The organism is Nonomuraea antri (genome assembly GCF_013283785.1).
Taxonomy (GTDB): domain Bacteria; phylum Actinomycetota; class Actinomycetes; order Streptosporangiales; family Streptosporangiaceae; genus Nonomuraea; species Nonomuraea antri.
The window spans coordinates 1-16,831 of record NZ_JABCPZ010000112.1; the positions used below are offsets into that span (position 1 = coordinate 1).

General features: G+C 71.4%; 15 protein-coding genes. 5 read left to right on the forward strand and 10 right to left on the reverse strand.

What is annotated here, in order from left to right:
• Window positions 1–735 (reverse strand): AfsR/SARP family transcriptional regulator (locus HII36_RS30950; RefSeq protein WP_173526821.1); only part of this gene is annotated, 735 nt, incomplete at its 3' end.
• Window positions 736–797: 62 nt separating this feature from the next.
• Here HII36_RS30950 and HII36_RS30955 point away from each other — a divergent pair.
• The 3 genes from HII36_RS30955 to HII36_RS30965 all read left to right on the forward strand — a co-directional run bounded on the left by HII36_RS30955 (window position 798) and on the right by HII36_RS30965 (window position 3,789).
• The gene (locus HII36_RS30955; RefSeq protein ID WP_173526822.1) at window positions 798–1,601 is read left to right on the forward strand and encodes a hypothetical protein; all 804 of its coding nucleotides are present in this window, start codon (window positions 798–800) and stop codon (window positions 1,599–1,601) included.
• Window positions 1,602–1,665: 64 nt separating this feature from the next.
• The gene (locus HII36_RS30960; RefSeq protein ID WP_173526823.1) at window positions 1,666–3,039 is read left to right on the forward strand and encodes an ABC1 kinase family protein; all 1,374 of its coding nucleotides are present in this window, start codon (window positions 1,666–1,668) and stop codon (window positions 3,037–3,039) included.
• 9 nt (window positions 3,040–3,048) lie between these two features.
• Window positions 3,049–3,789 carry a sulfite exporter TauE/SafE family protein gene (locus HII36_RS30965; protein WP_328807964.1) on the forward strand — a complete coding sequence of 247 codons (741 nt, stop codon included), beginning with the start codon at window positions 3,049–3,051 and terminating at the stop codon, window positions 3,787–3,789.
• 39 nt (window positions 3,790–3,828) lie between these two features.
• Here HII36_RS30965 and HII36_RS30970 read toward each other — a convergent pair whose 3' ends face one another.
• From HII36_RS30970 to HII36_RS30980, 3 genes are all read right to left on the reverse strand, one after another.
• Window positions 3,829–4,536 carry a type 1 glutamine amidotransferase gene (locus HII36_RS30970; RefSeq protein WP_173526824.1) on the reverse strand — a complete coding sequence of 236 codons (708 nt, stop codon included), beginning with the start codon at window positions 4,534–4,536 and terminating at the stop codon, window positions 3,829–3,831.
• 76 nt (window positions 4,537–4,612) lie between these two features.
• On the reverse strand, window positions 4,613–5,107 hold the full coding sequence (locus HII36_RS30975) for a hypothetical protein (RefSeq protein WP_173526825.1): 495 nt from the start codon (window positions 5,105–5,107) through the stop codon (window positions 4,613–4,615).
• Between the two features lie 130 nt (window positions 5,108–5,237).
• The gene (locus HII36_RS30980) at window positions 5,238–6,677 is read right to left on the reverse strand and encodes a M1 family metallopeptidase (RefSeq protein ID WP_173526826.1); all 1,440 of its coding nucleotides are present in this window, start codon (window positions 6,675–6,677) and stop codon (window positions 5,238–5,240) included.
• Window positions 6,678–6,822: 145 nt separating this feature from the next.
• Here HII36_RS30980 and HII36_RS30985 point away from each other — a divergent pair, with 145 nt between their 5' ends.
• Window positions 6,823–7,821 carry an NHL repeat-containing protein gene (locus tag HII36_RS30985; protein WP_173526827.1) on the forward strand — a complete coding sequence of 333 codons (999 nt, stop codon included), beginning with the start codon at window positions 6,823–6,825 and terminating at the stop codon, window positions 7,819–7,821.
• A 31-nt stretch (window positions 7,822–7,852) separates the two neighbouring features.
• On the opposite strand, the gene HII36_RS30990 is transcribed toward HII36_RS30985, so the two are convergent.
• From HII36_RS30990 to HII36_RS31000, 3 genes are all read right to left on the reverse strand, one after another.
• The gene (locus HII36_RS30990; RefSeq protein WP_173526828.1) at window positions 7,853–8,461 is read right to left on the reverse strand and encodes an FMN reductase; all 609 of its coding nucleotides are present in this window, start codon (window positions 8,459–8,461) and stop codon (window positions 7,853–7,855) included.
• 24 nt (window positions 8,462–8,485) lie between these two features.
• Complete coding sequence (locus HII36_RS30995; protein ID WP_173526829.1) at window positions 8,486–9,634, reverse strand: LLM class flavin-dependent oxidoreductase; 1,149 nt, start codon at window positions 9,632–9,634, stop codon at window positions 8,486–8,488.
• A gap of 196 nt (window positions 9,635–9,830) precedes the next feature.
• The gene (locus HII36_RS31000) at window positions 9,831–11,204 is read right to left on the reverse strand and encodes an APC family permease (protein ID WP_217370188.1); all 1,374 of its coding nucleotides are present in this window, start codon (window positions 11,202–11,204) and stop codon (window positions 9,831–9,833) included.
• A 103-nt stretch (window positions 11,205–11,307) separates the two neighbouring features.
• Here HII36_RS31000 and HII36_RS31005 point away from each other — a divergent pair, with 103 nt between their 5' ends.
• Window positions 11,308–11,907, forward strand: coding sequence for a TetR/AcrR family transcriptional regulator (locus HII36_RS31005; protein ID WP_173526831.1), 600 nt, complete (start codon window positions 11,308–11,310; stop codon window positions 11,905–11,907).
• Between the two features lie 10 nt (window positions 11,908–11,917).
• On the opposite strand, the gene fxsT is transcribed toward HII36_RS31005, so the two are convergent.
• From fxsT to HII36_RS31020, 3 genes are all read right to left on the reverse strand, one after another.
• Window positions 11,918–15,544, reverse strand: coding sequence for an FxSxx-COOH system tetratricopeptide repeat protein (gene fxsT / locus HII36_RS31010; protein ID WP_173526832.1), 3,627 nt, complete (start codon window positions 15,542–15,544; stop codon window positions 11,918–11,920).
• Between the two features lie 62 nt (window positions 15,545–15,606).
• A complete protein-coding gene (locus tag HII36_RS31015; RefSeq protein ID WP_173526833.1) occupies window positions 15,607–16,146 on the reverse strand; it encodes a hypothetical protein in 540 nt (179 codons plus the stop codon).
• Between the two features lie 86 nt (window positions 16,147–16,232).
• Window positions 16,233–16,817, reverse strand: coding sequence for a DUF4291 domain-containing protein (locus HII36_RS31020; protein ID WP_173526834.1), 585 nt, complete (start codon window positions 16,815–16,817; stop codon window positions 16,233–16,235).
• Between the last annotated feature and the right edge of the window lie 14 nt (window positions 16,818–16,831).

Here is a 16,831-nt window from a genome sequence, read left to right on the forward strand (position 1 = left end):
GGGAAGTGGTGGTGGTTGGTCGTCGCGCAGGATGTCCGCCTGGACGGCCTGGAGGGCGGCGCCCGGCTCCAGCCCCAGCTCCGTCACCAGCACCCGGCGCGCCTCCTGGAACGCGGCCAGCGCCTCGCCCCGGCGGCCCGACCTGTGCAGGGCGAGCATGAGCTGGCCGTGCAGTCGTTCGCGCAGCGGATGAGCGGTCACCAGCGCGCGCAGCTCGCCGACGAGTTCGCGGTGGAGGCCGAGTGCGAGTGCCAGGTCGATCCAGTCCTCGGTGAGCGCGGTTCGCCGTTCCTCCAGCCGCCGCGCGTAGTCCCGGGCGGACTCGGGCAGGTCGAGGCCGTCGAAGACCGGGCCGCGCCACAGGTCCAGCGCCTGCCGGGCGGCGTGTTCGGCTCCTGCGAGGTCGTCCTGCTCCAGCAGCCGTCTGGCGGTGCGTTCGTGGTCGCCGAAGACGTCGGCGTCCAGGTCGCCCGGGGCGAGCAGGAGCGCGTAGCCGCCGTGCCTGGCCAGCAGGCTGCTCTCGCCGCCCAGCGCGCGCCGGACCTGCGCGACGTAGACGCGCAGGTTGTCGACGGCCGAACGCGGCGCCTGACCCCGCCACAGCGCGTCGACGAGCCGGTCGTTCTTGACGGGTTCCCCTTCCGCGGCGACCAGCACGGCGAGCAGGGCGGCGGGTTTGGGCGCGGTGAGACGCACCCCCGCCACCTCGACGGCCCCCAGTATCGAGATGCGCACAACACCTCGTTATACGGAGCTGTATACGCCCCGCACAATCCCCGGCGGACACGATGACCGGCATGATCCGACGTTCATTCATGCTCGCCGCCTGCACGGCGACGGCCCTGGTCGTCCCGCTCGCGCCGGGTTCCATCGCACCGGTTTCGACCGCACCGGTCTCGACCGCACTGGTTTCGACTGCGACCGCCTCGACCGCGTCGGCCGCGCACACACCGGCCGCACACGTGGCGTCCGGCTCTCTGGTGGTCGGCTTCGGGGGCCCGACCGCCGCGCAGCTCAAGAAGGCGCTCGTCACCAAGTGGAACGGCAAGAAGGCCCACCTGGTCCGCTCCGGCAAAGGACGGTCGGTGATCGCGGGACAGGCCGACTGGGCGTACTCGCGGCTGCCCGGCCGCTGCAGAACCGCCACCACCGCCGGCCTGCTGTTCACCGGCCATCTCACCGGCCGCCCGGCCGCCCTGTCCATGCTGGACACCGGCAAGTCCTTCCACGGCGAGACGCTGATCTCCGTGCCGCCGTCCGTCCGGCTGCCCGCGCGATCCGTGCCGCCGCGCTGCGACCGGGTCGTGGTGCGGGACGGCGGCAAGAAGATCACCGTGCGGATCGTCCCCGTGACCGAGCTGCCGCACATCCCCGGCGCCGAGGTCAGCGCGGTGAAGATGATCCTCTCGCCCAGCCCGTGGAGCCATCTGCGGCATCCGGAGCTCATGCTCACGGTGGTGCGTTCCGGGTCCGTCGTGCTGGAGACGTACACGGACTCGGGCGACGGCCACGTGGAACAGGCCGCCAACGCCTTCACCGTGGCGGCCTGGAGCCGCGTCGCGAAGTGGGGGCGCACGCCGTCAGGGACGCTGACGCTCTGACGCAGGCGCACGGTGTGTCCACTGTCACGTTGCCTTATTGGCATTGAGTCCAAAAAATGGCGGCATGGCCGATCTCCCCCGCTCCGCGGTGACCCGTACCGCCAAACTCGCCTCCCTCCCTCTCGGTTACGCCGGGCGTACCGCGCTCGGCCTGGGCAAGCGGGCGTTCGGCAAGCCCGCCGAGCTGATCGCGCACGAGGTGCAGACCCGGACCGCCGAGCAGATCTTCAAGGTGCTCGGCGAGCTCAAGGGCGGCGCGATGAAGATCGGCCAGCTCCTGTCGGTGCTGGAGTCCGCGCTGCCCCCGGCCGTGATCGGGCCGTACCGGGCGGCGCTGACCAGGCTGCAGGAGTCGGCGCCGCCGATGCCGGCCGCCACGGTCCACCGGGTGCTGGCCGAGGACTTCGGCGACGACTGGCGGACGCACTTCGCGGACTTCGACGACGACCCGGCCGCGTCCGCCTCGATCGGTCAGGTGCACCGGGCCGTCTGGGCGGACGGGCGCCGCGTCGCGGTCAAGGTGCAGTACCCGGGGGCGGCCAAGGCGTTGCGCGGCGACCTGAAGCAGCTCGGCCGGGTGGTGCGCCTGTTCGGGGTGCTGCTGCCCGGCCTGGACGTGCGCTCGTTCGTCCAGGAGCTCCAGGACCGCGTGGCCGAGGAGCTCGACTACGGCTGGGAGGCGCGGGCCTGGCACGCGTTCGCCACCGAGTACGACGGCGACCAGGACATCGTGGTCCCGCCGGTGGTGGCGGCGTCGGAGCACGTGATCGTGACCGAGTGGCTGGACGGCACCCCGCTGTCCAAGGTCATCGAGGACGGGCCGCAGGAACTGCGTGACCAGGTGGCGCTCCGGCTCGTCCGGTTCTACTTCTCCTCGCCCACCCGCTGCCGCCTGCTGCACGCAGACCCGCACCCGGGCAACTTCCGCGTCACCCCGGACGGCCGGCTCGGCGTGCTGGACTTCGGCGCGGTCAAACAGTACCCGGACGGTCACCCGCCCGCCGTCGGCCCCATGCTCAGGCACGGGGCGGCCGGCGACATCGCGGGCGTGGCCGAGGTGTTCAGGCAGGAAGGCGTGATCCGCGACGGGGTGGAGGTGGACCTGGACGCGCTGGCCACGTTCGTCCGGCCGTACGCCGAGCCGATCTCGGTGCCGGAGTTCACCTTCACCAGGGACTGGATGCGGGAACGCGGCCTGTACATGTTCGGCGACGGCACCAGCATCTTCCGCGCGCTGAACGTGCCGCCCGAGTACGTCATGAGCTTCCGCGTGCTCACCGCCGGCTACGGCCTGCTCAGCCAGCTCGCCGCCACCGCGCCCTTCCGCGCCGAGGCGGAACGCTGGATCCCCGGCTTCACCGACGGCCCCGGCACCGACACCGACACGCCCGACACATCCGACACACCCGACGTGGCGGACAAATCGGGCAGCCCCTAGCATGTGCGGGTGATCGTAGGAGAGCTGTTCGGCCTGCTCGGCGTGGGTGTTGCGGCCGGCGTGGTGAGCACGGTCGTGAGCCTGGCCTCGATCATCTCCTATCCCGCGCTGCTGGCGTTCGGGCTGCCGCCGCTGACGGCGAACGTCACGAACACGGTCGCGCTCGTCTTCACCGGACTCGGCGCGGCGGCCGGATCGCGTCCCGAGCTGGCCGGGCAGGCCGGGCGGGTGGCCAGGCTCGGCTGGGTGACCGCGCTGGGCGGCGCGACAGGGGCGGCGCTGCTGCTGGTGACCCCGTCGAGGACGTTCGAGCTGATCGCGCCCTGGCTGATCGCGATGGCGTCGTTGCTGCTCGCGCGGCCGCCGAGGGGACGGGCCCACGGCGAGCACGGCGTGCTGGGCCGGATCCTGCTGTTCACCGTCGCCATCTACGTCGGGTATTTCGGCGCGGCCGGCGGCATTCTCATGTTCGCCGTGCTGACGTCCATGTTCGACCAGTCGGCCGCCCGGCTCAACGCGATGAAGAACGTGTTGTCCGGGCTGGCGAACCTGGTGGCCGCGGCCGGGTTCGCGCTGTTCGGCCCGGTGGACTGGGCCGCCACGGCCCCGCTGGCGGCCGGGTTCCTGATCGGTGGCTGGCTCGGACCCAAGATCGCCCGACGGGTGCCCGGCGACGGCCTGCGCTACCTGGCCGCCGCCTGCGGGCTCGCGGTCGCGGTCAAACTCGGCCTCGACTCCTACGCGCACTGAGAGCGTCGGCTCCTACGCGCGCGCTGAGAGCGCCGACCCCTACCAGGCCTGAGCGCGCCTGCTCCGGGCGTCGATGAGCTGCGAGAACCGCCGCGTCACCTCGTACCAGATAGGCGTGGAGACCGGCTCGTCGGCGACGGCGCGCGCGTAGACCTCGTCGGGGTCGAAGCCGTCCACCTCCCACTCGTGCACCCGCTCGGGCAGCACCTCCGGATGGAACTGCACCCCCCACGCCCGCTCGCCCACCCGGAACGCCTGGTACGGGCAGCGCTCGGTCTCGGCCAGCCACACCGCGCCCGCGGGCAGCCGGGTGATCGCGTCCTTGTGGTGCTCAATGGCGGGCACGACCGCGGGCAGGTCGCGGAAGAGCGGATCGGCGGCGGCCTCCGGCCTGATCGTGATGGGGGTGCTGCCGTGCTCGGGCGCGCCCGCGTCGCCCTGCACCGCCCCGCCGGCCACCTCGGCGAGCATCTGGCCGCCCAGGCAGATGCCCAGCACCGGCACCCCGTCGGCCAGCGCCTGCGCCATGAGCCGCCTGGTGGGGGCCAGCCAGGGGGCGCGGTCGTCCTCGCTCGGCAGGTAGCCGCCGCCGAGCATGATCAGGGCGTCGTGGCAGAGCCGGTCGGGCACCAGGGCGCCTTCGTGCGCCATGATCACCTCGAGCTTGTGCCCGGCCTCCTCCAGCCACCCGCCGACCCGGCGGGGACCGCCGCTCGTGCTGTTCTGCACGACCAGGACGTCACCCATCGCCTGCCTCCGCCCATCCGTTCAAGACCTGCCGCACTGTACGGCACGCGGCCGGGCCGGCGGTGAGCGGGTGTCGTCACTGGCGGTACATCGGCCGGGTGGAGTCCTCCGGGCCGCCCTGCGGCGGGTAGACGTACGCCTCGGGCTCGTCCTCGTCGTACGTCAGCACCGAAGCCCGCCACCTGGACGGGAACAGCGAGGCCACCAGCAGCACGGCGGCGACCAGCCACAGCAGCCCGGTGCCCAGCACCTCCTGCAGCACGCCCGCCAGCTGGCCGGGCTGCACCTGCGCGGGCAGCGACTCCAGGCCGCGCGCCAGCATCGCGGGCATCAGCGACGACGCGGCGAAGGTCAGGCCGGCCAGCAGCGACGCGATCGGCGACATCCGCGAGCCGGCCAGGAACGCCAGCACGACGGCCGTGCCGGCGAGCACCCCGAGGGCGGGCAGGGCCGCGATCGCCCCCTCGGGGGTCGCGGCCCCGCCGACTCCGAACAGCAAGCCCACGACGGCCAGCGGTGACAGGAGCAGTCCGGCGACCGCTCCCAGAACATGACGGGAACCGTTTGACATGATTCAACCCCGTTGTTCGGCTTGAGCCTCAACCTACCGCGCCGTGGACGCGTGCGGCGGGTCTCGGCGCGGGCTGGTCTGCCGTGCGTAGGCTGGTCTGCCGTGCGGCGGCCGGTCTGCCGTACGGCTCTCAGCGGGGGCTGGTCTTGCCGTCCAGCCAGGAGTCGATCAGGTCCGTCAGGTCCTCACCGGTGAAGTCGTTGATCCACTTGGTGAAGGAGGCGCGGTCCTGGGTGGTGTTGCGGTGCTGCTGCGGCCAGGCCCTGGTCATCGCGAAGAACTTGTCGTCGCCCACGCGCTCCCTGATGTCGTGCAGCATCAGCGCGGGGCCGTAGTACACGTTGCTCTCGGCGAAGGAGTCCTTGCGGTACTTGCCGGGCGGGCCGAACTTCTTGCGGAGCTGGGCCTCCTCGCCGCGGATGCTGTCCATGAGCTCGTCGATCGTGCCCCCGCCGTGGTCGGCGTAGTACTGCAGCTCGAAGTACATCGCGAAGCCCTCGTTCATCCACAGGTCACGCCAGGTGCGCGGGGTGACCGTGTCGCCGAACCAGTGGTGCGCCAGCTCGTGCGCCACCACGCCGGGCGTCATGTACGGCGGGCCGAGCGTGATCATCTGCTGCGTCTCCATGCCGGAGTCGCTGGTCACCACGATGCCCGCGGTCGGGAACGGGTACGCGCCGAGCCGCTTCTCCAGCCACTTCATGATGGCCGGCGTCTGCTTGGCCACCTTGAGCGTCTTGGGCACGTCGCCCGGCCTGATCCAGTACGTGATCGGCACCCCGCGCGGGCCCTTGTCCCGGTAGAGCCGGAACTTGTCGGCCGCGAACACGGTCAGGTAGCTGGCCACCGGGTCACGCGACTGCCAGCGGAACGTGCTCTTGCCGCCCGAGGTGGTCTTGCCCTTGTAGGTGCCGTGCGCCACGCCCGACCAGCCGTTCGGGACGGTGATCGCCACGTCGTAGAGCGCCTCGTCCGACGGGTGGTCGTTGACCGGGAACCAGGTGAACGAGCCGAACGGCTCCTGCAGCGCCCACGCCCTGCCGCCGCTCTCGATGTGGAAACCGAGCAGGTTGATGTCCGCGCGCTTCTGCCTGGCGTTGGTCACCTTGGGCACGCCGTGGTAGCGCACGGAGACGACCGCGCGTCCGTCGGCCTTGAGCGGGGCGTGCAGGGTGAGGTCGTCGCCCTTGCGCGTGACCTTGACCGGCTTGCCGGCCACCGTCGCACCGTCCACCTTCAGCGCGCGGCCGAAGTCGAGCCTGATGCTGGTGACCGCCTTGGTGGCGCGCAGCGTGATGTCGGCCCGGCCGGTCAGCGTGCGGCTGCTCGGCTGCCAGCCGAGCTTCAGCCCGTAGTGGAGCACGTCGATGGACGGGTTGCCGTAGGCCGGGTACAGCGGGTCGGCGACGGGCCGCGACAGACCCTTGACGTACGGGTCCGCCTTGGGCGGTGAGGCCAGCGACGCCGAGCTGATCGCCCGGACCGGCTGACTGGACGTGGTGGACGCCGGCGCGCTGCATGCCGGGACGGCGAGCGCTGCGCTCAGCAGTAGAAGGAGGGGCCTCCGCATTCGGGCAAAGGTAATGATCCCCGTGACCCTCCACAAGGGGATTTAACATCTGGAAATCAGTCGTATCACTGAAATTCCTCCAAAATCGCTGTGAAGTGCGATTCGAGGCTTTGCTCCGGCCCAGGCCGGGGGGATCGTGGGCCGCATGAGACCCGCGATCCGCACCGCCGCCGCTCTCGGCGCCTTCGCCCTGCTCCTGGCCGCCGCGGCCCCGGCGCAGGCCGCACCCACGCGGACCGAGCCACCGCAGTCCGCGCCGGAACAGGCGCCACAGCCGGCGCCGGAGCAGGCCCCGCAGTCCGCGCCCGCCGCCCTCCCGGACACCTTCCCGTTGCCGAACGGCTTCCAGCCGGAGGGCATCGCCACCGGGCCGGGTCCCTACGCCTACTTCGGCTCGCGGGCCACCGGCTCGATCTACCGGGCCGATTTGCGTACCGGCCAGGGCGCCGTCATCAGTCAGGGCCCGGGCACGCCGTCGCTCGGGCTCAAGACCGACCGCCGCGGCCGGCTGTTCGTCTCCGGCGGCACCGCGGGCGACGCCCGGGTCGTGGACGTGGCCACCGGGGCCGTGCTCAAGACGTACGCGCTGGCCACCGGGCCCGCGTTCGTCAACGACGTCGTCCTGGTGAAGCGCTCGGCCTACTTCACCGACTCGACCAACCCGGTGCTGTACCGGCTCGAACTCGGCCGCCGCGGCGCGCTGCCGGCCGAGGCCGTCAAGATCCCGCTGACCGGCGCCATCCAGTACGGCACCGGCATCAACGCGAACGGCATCGCCCCGAGCCCGGACCGCCGGTCCCTGCTGATCGTCCAGTCGAACACCGGCAAGCTGTTCAAGGTCGACCCGCGCACCGGCGTCACCACCGAGGTGGACCTGGGCGGCGAGACCCTGGCCAACGGCGACGGCCTGCTGCTGTCCGGCCGTACCCTCTACGCCGTGCAGAACCGGCTCAACACCGTCGCCGTCGTCAAGCTCAGCCGCGACGGTTCGTCCGGACGGGTCGTGGACCGGCGCACCGACCCCCGCTTCGACGTGCCCACCACGGTGGCCAAGTTCGCGGGCCGGCTCTACCTGCCCAACGCCCGCTTCACCACCCCGCCTGGGCCCGACACGCCGTACTCGGTGGTGGCCATCGACCGCTGACCGCAGGCCATCGGCCGTCGGCGGGGGAGGGTCACTCGTGCGGGCGCAGCGCCCGCAGTTGCTCCTCGAAGGGCACGAACTCCTCCACCTGCTGCTTGCGCGGCCCCCTGGACGTCATCAGGTCGGCCAGTTCCCCGGCCGCCCGCTTGATGCGCTCGCCCAGGCCGTCGGTGAAGGCGTCGCCGCCGCCACCCCAGTCCTCCGCCGCCGCGTACACGGCGGTCGGCGTGACCACGGCCCGCAGGTAGGAGAACAGCGGCCGCACCGCGTGCTCCAGCGCCAGCGAGTGCCGCGGCGTCCCCCCGGTCGCGGCGATCAGCGTCGGCTTGCCGGCCAGCGCCGTGTTGTCGATGACGTCGAAGAACGACTTGAACAGCCCGCTGTACGAGCCGCTGAAGATCGGCGTGACCGCGATGAGCCCGTCGGACTCCGTCACCGCTTCGATCGCCTCGCGCAGCCTGCCGCCCGCGAACCCGGTCACGAAGTTGTTGGCGACGTCCACGGCCAGGTCTCTGAGTTCGATCACGCGTACGTCCGCGGGGTCCTCCAGCCGCTGCCCGACCGCCTCGGCGAGGCGGTCGGCGAGCAGCCGCGTGGCGGACGGCTGGGTCAGGCCCGCGGTGACGACGACGAGCTTCATCGTCGGAATCTCCTTCCCTGCTGATCAGGCGTGGACGGTCTCGGTCGTGGTCTCTGTCGTGGTCTCGCTGCCGGCGGCCTTCTGCTCGGCGGACTCCTGCTCGGCGCGCCGCGCGAGCAGCGAGGCGTGCGTGGGCGCGTCGGGCACCTCGGCGGGACGGCCGGCCGCGAACTCCTTGCGCAGCACCGGCACGACCTCCTCGCCCAGCAGGTCGAGCTGCTCCAGCACCGTCTTCAGCGGCAGGCCGGCGTGGTCCATGAGGAACAGCTGGCGCTGGTAGTCGCCGAAGTACTCGCGGAACTTGAGCGTCTTCTCGATGACCTGCTCGGGGCTGCCCACCGTCAGCGGCGTCTCCGCGGTGAACTCCTCCAGCGACGGCCCGTGCCCGTAGACCGGCGCGTTGTCGAAGTAGGGACGGAACTCCTTGACCGCGTCCTGGGAGTTCTTGCGCATGAACACCTGGCCGCCCAGGCCGACGATCGCCTGCTCCGGCGTGCCGTGCCCGTAGTGGGCGTAGCGCTGCCGGTAGAGGCTGATCAGCCGCATGAAGTGCTCCTTCGGCCAGAAGATGTTGTTGGCGAAGAAGCCGTCACCGTAGTACGCGGCCTGCTCGGCGATCTCGGGGCTGCGGATCGAGCCGTGCCAGACGAACGGCGGCACCCCGTCGAGCGGGCGCGGCGTCGAGGTGAAGCCTTGCAACGGCGTGCGGAAGCGGCCTTCCCAGTCGACCACGTCCTCGCGCCACAGCCGGTGCAGCAGCGCGTAGTTCTCCACCGCCAGCGGGATGCCCTGCCGGATGTCCTGGCCGAACCAGGGGTAGACCGGGCCGGTGTTGCCGCGGCCCATCATCACGTCCACCCGGCCGCCGGCCAGGTGCTGCAGCATGGCGAAGTCCTCGGCGATCTTCACCGGGTCGTTCGTCGTGATGAGCGTCGTGGAGGTGGACAGCACGAGCCGCTCGGTCTTGGCGGCTATGTAGCCCAGCATGGTCGTGGGGGAGGAGGGCACGAAGGGCGGGTTGTGGTGCTCGCCGGTGGCGAACACGTCGAGCCCGACCTCCTCGGCCTTGAGCGCGATCGTCACCATGGCCTTGATCCGCTCGTGTTCGGTCGGCGTCCTGCCCGTGGTGGGATCCATGGTCACGTCACCAACGCTGAAGATTCCGAACTGCATCGTTAGTCACCATCCATGACTATTGAAAGTTTGACAGCCACCTTAGCGCATGAACCCTCCCGGATATTCCTGATCTTTCCATCATCGGTCACGGAGCCGCGTCGAGCACCGCACGGCCTTCACGCGCGGATCGGGCAGGCACGCGCGTAGCACGTCCTGCCCGATCACGCCTCACCTTCACGACCTGCTCAGGCTCTCACGGCTCGCTCAGCTCCCAGCCGCCCCGGCGGCGCAGCACGAGGAGGTAGTACGCCGCCGCCAGCAGTCCGATCCCGCCCGTGACGTACAGGCTGGGCCGTCCGATCACCGGGTCGAGGGCGTTGAGGTAGATCACGTACGCGAGGGCGAGCAGCGCGAGCACCGGCGCGACCGGGTACCACGGCATCCGGTACGCGGCGTGCGCCGTCGTGCCGTTACGTCGTCCGGCCACGGCGCCCACGCACAGGGCGCCGTACACGATCACCAGCGAGGTCCCGGTCACCACCAGCAGGAACCGTTCGTCGATGAAGCAGCAGACCGCGCTGACCAGGCCGGTCAGCGCGGTGGCCACCCACGGAGTGCCGTAGCGGGGATGGATGGCGGACAGCCCGCGGCTGACGGACACCGGCCAGGCCCGGTCCCGCCCGGTGCTGAAGATCATGCGCGAGCTGATCAGGATGATCGCCAGCACGGCGTTGAGAATCGCCAGCGCCACGGCCAGCGAGATCACCGTGTTCATCGTGGAGCCGGCCCGGGCGGTGATGAAGTACTGCATCATGTTGCCCGACGCGAACAGCTCGGGCAGCGACGGTGAGCCGAGCAGCACCGCGGTGATCGGGATCAGCTCGGCGGCCACGGTCACCCCCAGCGCCCACAACACGGTCCTGGCGATGGCCCTGGGCGCGTCCTTGGTCTCCTCGCCGAAGTAGACCGCGGAGCCGTACCCGTTGTAGGAGAAGATCGCCACGGCGGTGGCCGCGCCGATCAGCCCCAGCGAGGCCGCGACGACCACGCCGCCCTCGCCCGGGACCGCCGGGTGCAGCACCAGGTCGGTGAGGGGACGCTGCGGCGCGAGCAGTCCCAGCGCCGCCACGACCACCAGCGCGATCATCTCGATGGCCAGGAACACCCCGGTCACCCAGGCGTTCAGCCGGATGTCGAACACCGCGACCACGGTCGCGGCCAGGCAGGTCACCGCGGCCACCGTCGGCCCGTGCAGGCCGGGGATGAGCACCGACAGGTACGTGCCGACGCCGAGCGCGATCACCGCGATGATCAGGAGCTGGGTGATGAGGATGATCCCCAGCACCACGAACCCGGGCAGCCGCCCGAGCGTGCGGGCGGCGATCGCGTACTCGCCGCCGCTGAGCGGATAGGCCGAGGCCAGCTCCGCGTAGACGAAGGCCATGAAGACCCCGACCACGGCGGCGGCGAGGTAGCTGAGCACCGCGCCGCTGCCCGCCTGGGAGATCACTCCCGGGGCGATGATGAACACGGAGGACGCCGGCGTGATCGCCGACAGGGTGAGGAAGAGCGTGCCGAGGAGCTTCAGTCCCCGGTGCAGACGTGGGTGGGCGGCGGTTGTGGACACGGCGCCTCCTTGGGGAGTTCCTTGAACAAGGATCAAAGAACTCTGGCAGCCATCCGTCAAGAACCCGTTGCGTTCTTTGCACGCGTTATAAAGAATCGCCGCTATGGCGAGACCCAGCCGTGCGCACGAGAAGCGGGCCGAGCTCGTCACCGCCGCCCGCCGGGCGGTGCTCGAACGCGGCATACTCGGCCTGCGGCTGCGCGACGTGGCCGAGCGGGCCCGCATGTCGGCCGGCTCGGTGCTCTACTACTTCCCCTCGATGGCCGACCTGCTGCAGGAGGTGCAGCGCCAGGCCGTGGACCGCTTCTGCGCCGCCCGCGAGGCCGCCGCCGCCCGCGAACCCGACCCGCGCCTGCGGCTCATCACCACCATCGACAGCGGCCTGCCCACCGGGCCCGACGACGAGCTGTGCGTGCTGCTGTACGAGCTGGGGGCGTACGCGCGGCGGGACCCGGATTACGCGGCCCAGCACGTGCGACTGTTCGAACGGCAGGTCACGCTGTACGCGGGCATCCTGGACGAGGGCGCGGCGGCCGGGATGTTCACGCTGACGCGGGAGGCGGCGGTGATCGCGCGGAACCTGGTGGCCCTGGAGGACGGGCTCGGCCTGCACCTACTGGCCGCCGCCCCACCCCTGGACGCGGCAGCGGCCCGGGATCTTCTGCTGGCTTACGCCTCGGACGCCACCCGCTGCGCACTCTGAGGGTGCTCGGCTACTTGCGTCGCTTCTTGGGCAGTCTGCTCTTGATGCGCAACGCGGCCGCGGTGTTCCCCATCGCCTGGTAAACGGTGGCGAGGTTGCGGGCGGAGGCGTGCGTTTGAGGATGATCTTCCCCGAGGACCCGGCGGCGCCGCTCGTACACATCCCGGGCCAGGTCCAGCGCCTCTCTGCGCCGGCCGAGCGCGAGCAGGATGCCGACCTGGTTGTGGGCGGAGTTCAGGGTACTCGGATGGTCCTCTCCGAGGATCCGGCCGCGCCCCTCGCAGGCGTGCTGGTTCAGGTCCAGAGCCTCTTGATGCCGTCCCAGCGAGTGCAGGATGGAGGAGAGGCTGCTGGCGGAGGTCAGCGTGAGGGGATGGCCTTCGCCCAGGAGCAGGCGGGTGCCTTCATGGGTCTTCCTGGCGAGTGACAGGGCTTCCTTGCGCCGGCCGAGCGCGTGCAGGACGGTGGCCAGAATGCCCGCGGTGGCGAGCGTATCGGGGTGGTCTTCGCCCACGGTTCGTCGGCGCCGATCGTAGGCCTGCTGGGCCAGGGCCAGGGCTTCCTTGTGCCTGCCGAGCGGGTGCAGGTTGCAGGCGAGGTTGCGGGCGGAGTCGAGGGTTTTGGGGTGGTCTTCGCCCAGGACGCGCCGCCGCTGTGCATGGGCCCGCCGATCCAGCTCGGTGGCCTCCTCGTATCTGCCGAGGCCGTTCAGCACGCTGGCCCGGATACTGGCGGAGACGAGCGCGTCAGGGTGATCTTCACTCAGGAGTCTGCACGCCCGTTCGTGAACTTCCTCGGCGAGTGGCAGTGCTTCCTTGTACCTGCCGCGCGCGTACAGGTTGTCGGCGAGATTGTTGGCCGACAGGAGGGTGTCGAAATGATCCTCTCCCAGGATCCACTGGCACCGTTCGTACACCTCCTGGTTCAGCAGCAGTGCTTCTTCGTCCCGTCCCAGCGCGCCGAGGTTGGCGGCCAGGTTGTTGGCGGACATGAGAGTGTCCGGATGCTCTTCGCCCAGGATCCGGCTGCGGCGGTTGTAGGTGTCCAGGCCGATGGCGTAGGACGTGGTGAAGTCGCCGTGATCGCGGTAGGCGTGCGCGCGGTGCTGCGCGGCGGTGAGGGTGTCGAGATGGTCGACGCCCAGCCGCGTCTCCCAGTCCCGATGGAGTTGATCGGTCAGGGTGACGGCGGTCTCTACCTGGCCGCTGACGATGAGGTATCTGGCCAGCCGGCACGCCGTATGCCGCAGCTCTTCGTGCGTCGTGGCGTGCGGAATCGTGATCAGGAGATGGGGGACGAGGTGGGCCCAATCCGGCCAGTGCACGGGGGAGTCCGTGTCCTCGGGGGCGGCGGCGGTGAGGAGCGACGCGGCCAGTTCGCGGAACGTTCCCTCCCGCTCCCTCGTACGGTCGCGCAGGATCGCCTGTGTGAGCCGGTGCAGCCGTAACCCGTTGACGTCGACCCGCCCCAGCCCCCTGTCCCTGATGAGGGCGAAGGCCTGGCTCGCCGCCAGCCCGTCTGCCGGCAGGTCGGCCGCGCCGGTGGCAGCCTGGGTGAGCCAGGTGGCCACGATGGGTTCCGGCGCCAGGTAGCTGCACAGCGAAAGCAGGTGCGCCGCGACCGGGCTGATGCCGGCCAGCCGGTCGGCGGCGATCTGGGTGACCGCGGCCAGCGAGTTCCCGTAGTCGGGCGAGACCCCCTGGTCCAGGATGTGCGCCGCCTGCGCGTCGATCATGCGCTGGAACTCCGCCGCGGGCAGCCCGTCGTCGAGCACCCCGGCCACCTGCGCCAGCGCCAGCGGCAGGTCTCCCAGCGTCTCGGCCAGCCGGTCGGCCTCGGCGTCGGTGAGGCCGCCCACCGCGTTCGTGAGCAGCGCGACGGACTCCGGCCGGGTGAACTCCTCCATCGGGATGGGCCGGGCGACGTTCCGCCAGCGCCCGGCCCTGGACGTCACCAGGACGTGCCCGGCCCCGCCCGGCAGCCACGGCGTCAGGTCGTCGGCCTGCTCGGCGTTGTCGAACACGAGCAGCCAGCGCCCCCGCTCCCGCAGCGCCGCCACCGTGGCCCTGGCCGCGTTCACCACGTCCTGCATCGCGGTGGCGATGCCCAGCCTGGCGCCGATCTCGGCCAGCTGGCCGGCGATGAGCTCGGGGTTCTCCGCGTTCACCACTTCCACCAGGTCGTAGTCGGCGCGGGCGCGGTAGGCGTACTCGAGTGACACCCACGACTTGCCCACGCCGCCCGGCCCGTGCAGGACCACCGGGGTCGGTGGGACGGCCGACAGCGCCAGGCCCACCCGCTCCAGCAGGTCTTCGCGGCCGGTGAACCCCCAGGTGAGCCGGGTGACATCGGCAGATCCGGCAGCCGCCACGGGTTCCCCGGTCTCGCGCGGGCCAGGTTCGCCGGCCGCTCCGATGTCGGTCAGGAGCTTGGCCACGGAACCGGCCCAGGTCCGTTCGTCGGCCAGGACGCGCTGCAGCTCTCCCGCCCAGGCGAACGCCCCGTCACGGTCGCGCAGCATCGCCTCGATCGCCCGGCTCCACGTGTCGGCGGTCGCGACGTCGTCGCCGGTCGTCTCCACCACGTTGCGCGCGGCCTGCTCGGGCGGCAGGACCTCGCGCAGGAGGTCGCCGAGCCCGCTCTCCCCGCTCACCAGCACGGGGGTGCGCGCGACGATCGCCTCGACCCCGACCAGCCCGAACCCCTCGGCCCGCGACGGCATCAGCACCAGGCTGGCCGCGCGCAGATCGGTGGCCAGCCGGTCCGAGCCGGCGTACGGCTTCACCCGGACGTTCAGCGTCCGGTCCTTCGCCCACTCGACCATCTGCCGCTCCAGCTCCCGCGACGTGCCCTCCTGGGCGCCGCGGATGAGCAGCTCGATCCGCGGCAGATGGGCGTGACGGCGCGTGGCCACCGCCGAGAAGCCCAGCGCGGCCAGGTCGAGCCCCTTCAGCCGGTCGTCCTCGGCCCGGCCGAAGAGCAGCACCGTCCACGGCGAGCCGGACGGCGCCGGGCGAGGGCCCGCGGGCGGGGCGTCGAAGCCGGGGTCGAACCGCAGCACCCGGCGCGGGTCGACGCCGCGTGCCTCCAGGTCGCGCAGGAACCAGGCGTGGATCCGCGGCCCGACCGCCACCGCGTAGTCGGCGTCCTGGCTCAGGTCCAGCTCGATCTGCTGCCGTTCCTCGGCGAGCCGGCCGATGTCCTGGCCCTGGCGGAGTTTGTGCCACTCGATCTCGTCCGGGATCATGTGCACGAAGTGCAGCCGCTTGGCCGCGGGGAAGTCGTCGGCCAGCCGCTGGGCGGCGGGCCCGGTGACCCGCGCGTGGCCGACGATCACGTCGGGGTCGCCGGAATCGCCGAGATCGGGCTTACGGGAGAGATCGGGTGAGCCGCCCGTCCTGGCCGCCGCCACCAGCCGCACGCCCTTCGCCGCCGCGTCGTGGCGTTCGGCCTCCGACGCCGTCGCGACCAGGCAGGAGACCCGGACGCCCGCGGCCGCCAGATGCGTGCACAGCTGCCGGTTGAAGGTGCTCAGACCGCCATGAGCCGAGTTCCATTCCGTCGCCACCACGAGAAAATGGATCCTGCCCAGGGCCACCACGCGCTCCTCGCCACGAATGCCACCGCCTGCGGTCACCAGCATTCCCGGTCGGGGTGCCGCCCGCGAGTGAATCCGGCAAACCTCTCAGGCGGCAGAAGTCACGAGACGGCGGGATCGCACAGGTCGCAGGACTCCCGTTCCGACCACGAGGCCTGCTGCAGTTCGCCGGGCTTGAGGGCGCGGGAACCGAGGTCCACCCGGACCGACATGCGCAGCCGCCACAGCGCCTCGGCGAAGTCGTGGTAGGCGCCGTGGAACTCCTTGGTGCCCGGCTCGGCCCCGGACCTGACCACGTCGCGGATCGCGATGAGCTTCCTGAAGGCGACCTCGCCCGCCTGCGCCACCTCGGGCGCGGCGGTGACCAGGTGGTTCTCCCTGGTCTTGTACAGGTTGGCCTGGCCGATCGTCTCGCCGGCCGCCCGCCTGAGCTCCGCCGGCTCGCCGCCGCGCGCGGCGACGCCTCTGAGCAGGCCGTGCGCGGTGTCCAGGGCCAGGACGTAGTCGAGGTAGCTCTGCCGCCGGTCCGTGCGCAGGCCCCGTCCGCGTTCGTCGCGGCGTCGGAGGGTGTCGGCGAGCATCGTTCCGCCCAGGGCGATGACCGCACCGGCGACGGTCGAGACGAGGGGCAACCAGTCCATGGCAGACATTGTCGGGGGACAGGGACCGCCGCCGCGACATCGCGGGCGCAGCCGGCCGCGCGCCCGGGGCCGGCAAGTCCGCACGGTCAGTCCGCCGGGCTGGCGCCGATCACTGTCGCGACGTCCGCAGGGATCGGGTACGGGCGTTCCACCGGCAGCAGGCCGGTCAGGTCCGCGCGGCCGCGCACCGCCGCGTGCACCTCGCGTACCCGGTCCGTGATGTCGGTGATCGAGACCGTCCAGTCGTCCACGTAGTGGGCCACGGCCGGGCCCGACAGGCCCACCTGGATCGACCGGTACGGCAGCGCGTTGTGATGCGGGTCGCGTTCCGGGTCCCACTGGATGCGTACCGGGCTCGACTTGAGCCGCTCCGCCCAGCCGGGTGAGCGGTCGTCGTGGCTGAGACAGGCGTGCCGCAAAGCCCACTCGAACCCCTCGCGGGTGATCTCGATGGCCAGCACCCGCGCCTGGCCCGGCTTGGTGGCGTAGCCGCAGCGGTACATCATCCACAGGAACGACGGCTTGATCCAGGTCATCCGCTCCCGCTTGAACGGGCCCGTGAACCGCTGCGCCGCCACGGCCGGGGCCGCGATGGCGGGGTCGTAGGCCTGGTAGACGGTGATCGACGTATCGGTGTGGTGGGCGCGGATCTGGCGGTATGGGACGTCCATGCCGATCAGGGTGC

Coding starts and splice junctions, on each gene's coding strand:
- HII36_RS30960 (WP_173526823.1), top strand. CDS start 1,666: ATGGCCGATCTCCCCCGCTCCGCGGTGACCCGTACCGCCAAACTCGCC.
- HII36_RS31015 (WP_173526833.1), bottom strand. CDS start 16,146: ATGGACTGGTTGCCCCTCGTCTCGACCGTCGCCGGTGCGGTCATCGCC.
- HII36_RS31020 (WP_173526834.1), bottom strand. CDS start 16,817: ATGGACGTCCCATACCGCCAGATCCGCGCCCACCACACCGATACGTCG.
- HII36_RS30955 (WP_173526822.1), top strand. CDS start 798: ATGATCCGACGTTCATTCATGCTCGCCGCCTGCACGGCGACGGCCCTG.
- HII36_RS30995 (WP_173526829.1), bottom strand. CDS start 9,634: ATGCAGTTCGGAATCTTCAGCGTTGGTGACGTGACCATGGATCCCACC.
- HII36_RS30990 (WP_173526828.1), bottom strand. CDS start 8,461: ATGAAGCTCGTCGTCGTCACCGCGGGCCTGACCCAGCCGTCCGCCACG.
- HII36_RS31005 (WP_173526831.1), top strand. CDS start 11,308: ATGGCGAGACCCAGCCGTGCGCACGAGAAGCGGGCCGAGCTCGTCACC.
- HII36_RS30985 (WP_173526827.1), top strand. CDS start 6,823: ATGAGACCCGCGATCCGCACCGCCGCCGCTCTCGGCGCCTTCGCCCTG.
- HII36_RS30980 (WP_173526826.1), bottom strand. CDS start 6,677: ATGCGGAGGCCCCTCCTTCTACTGCTGAGCGCAGCGCTCGCCGTCCCG.
- HII36_RS30970 (WP_173526824.1), bottom strand. CDS start 4,536: ATGGGTGACGTCCTGGTCGTGCAGAACAGCACGAGCGGCGGTCCCCGC.
- HII36_RS30975 (WP_173526825.1), bottom strand. CDS start 5,107: ATGTCAAACGGTTCCCGTCATGTTCTGGGAGCGGTCGCCGGACTGCTC.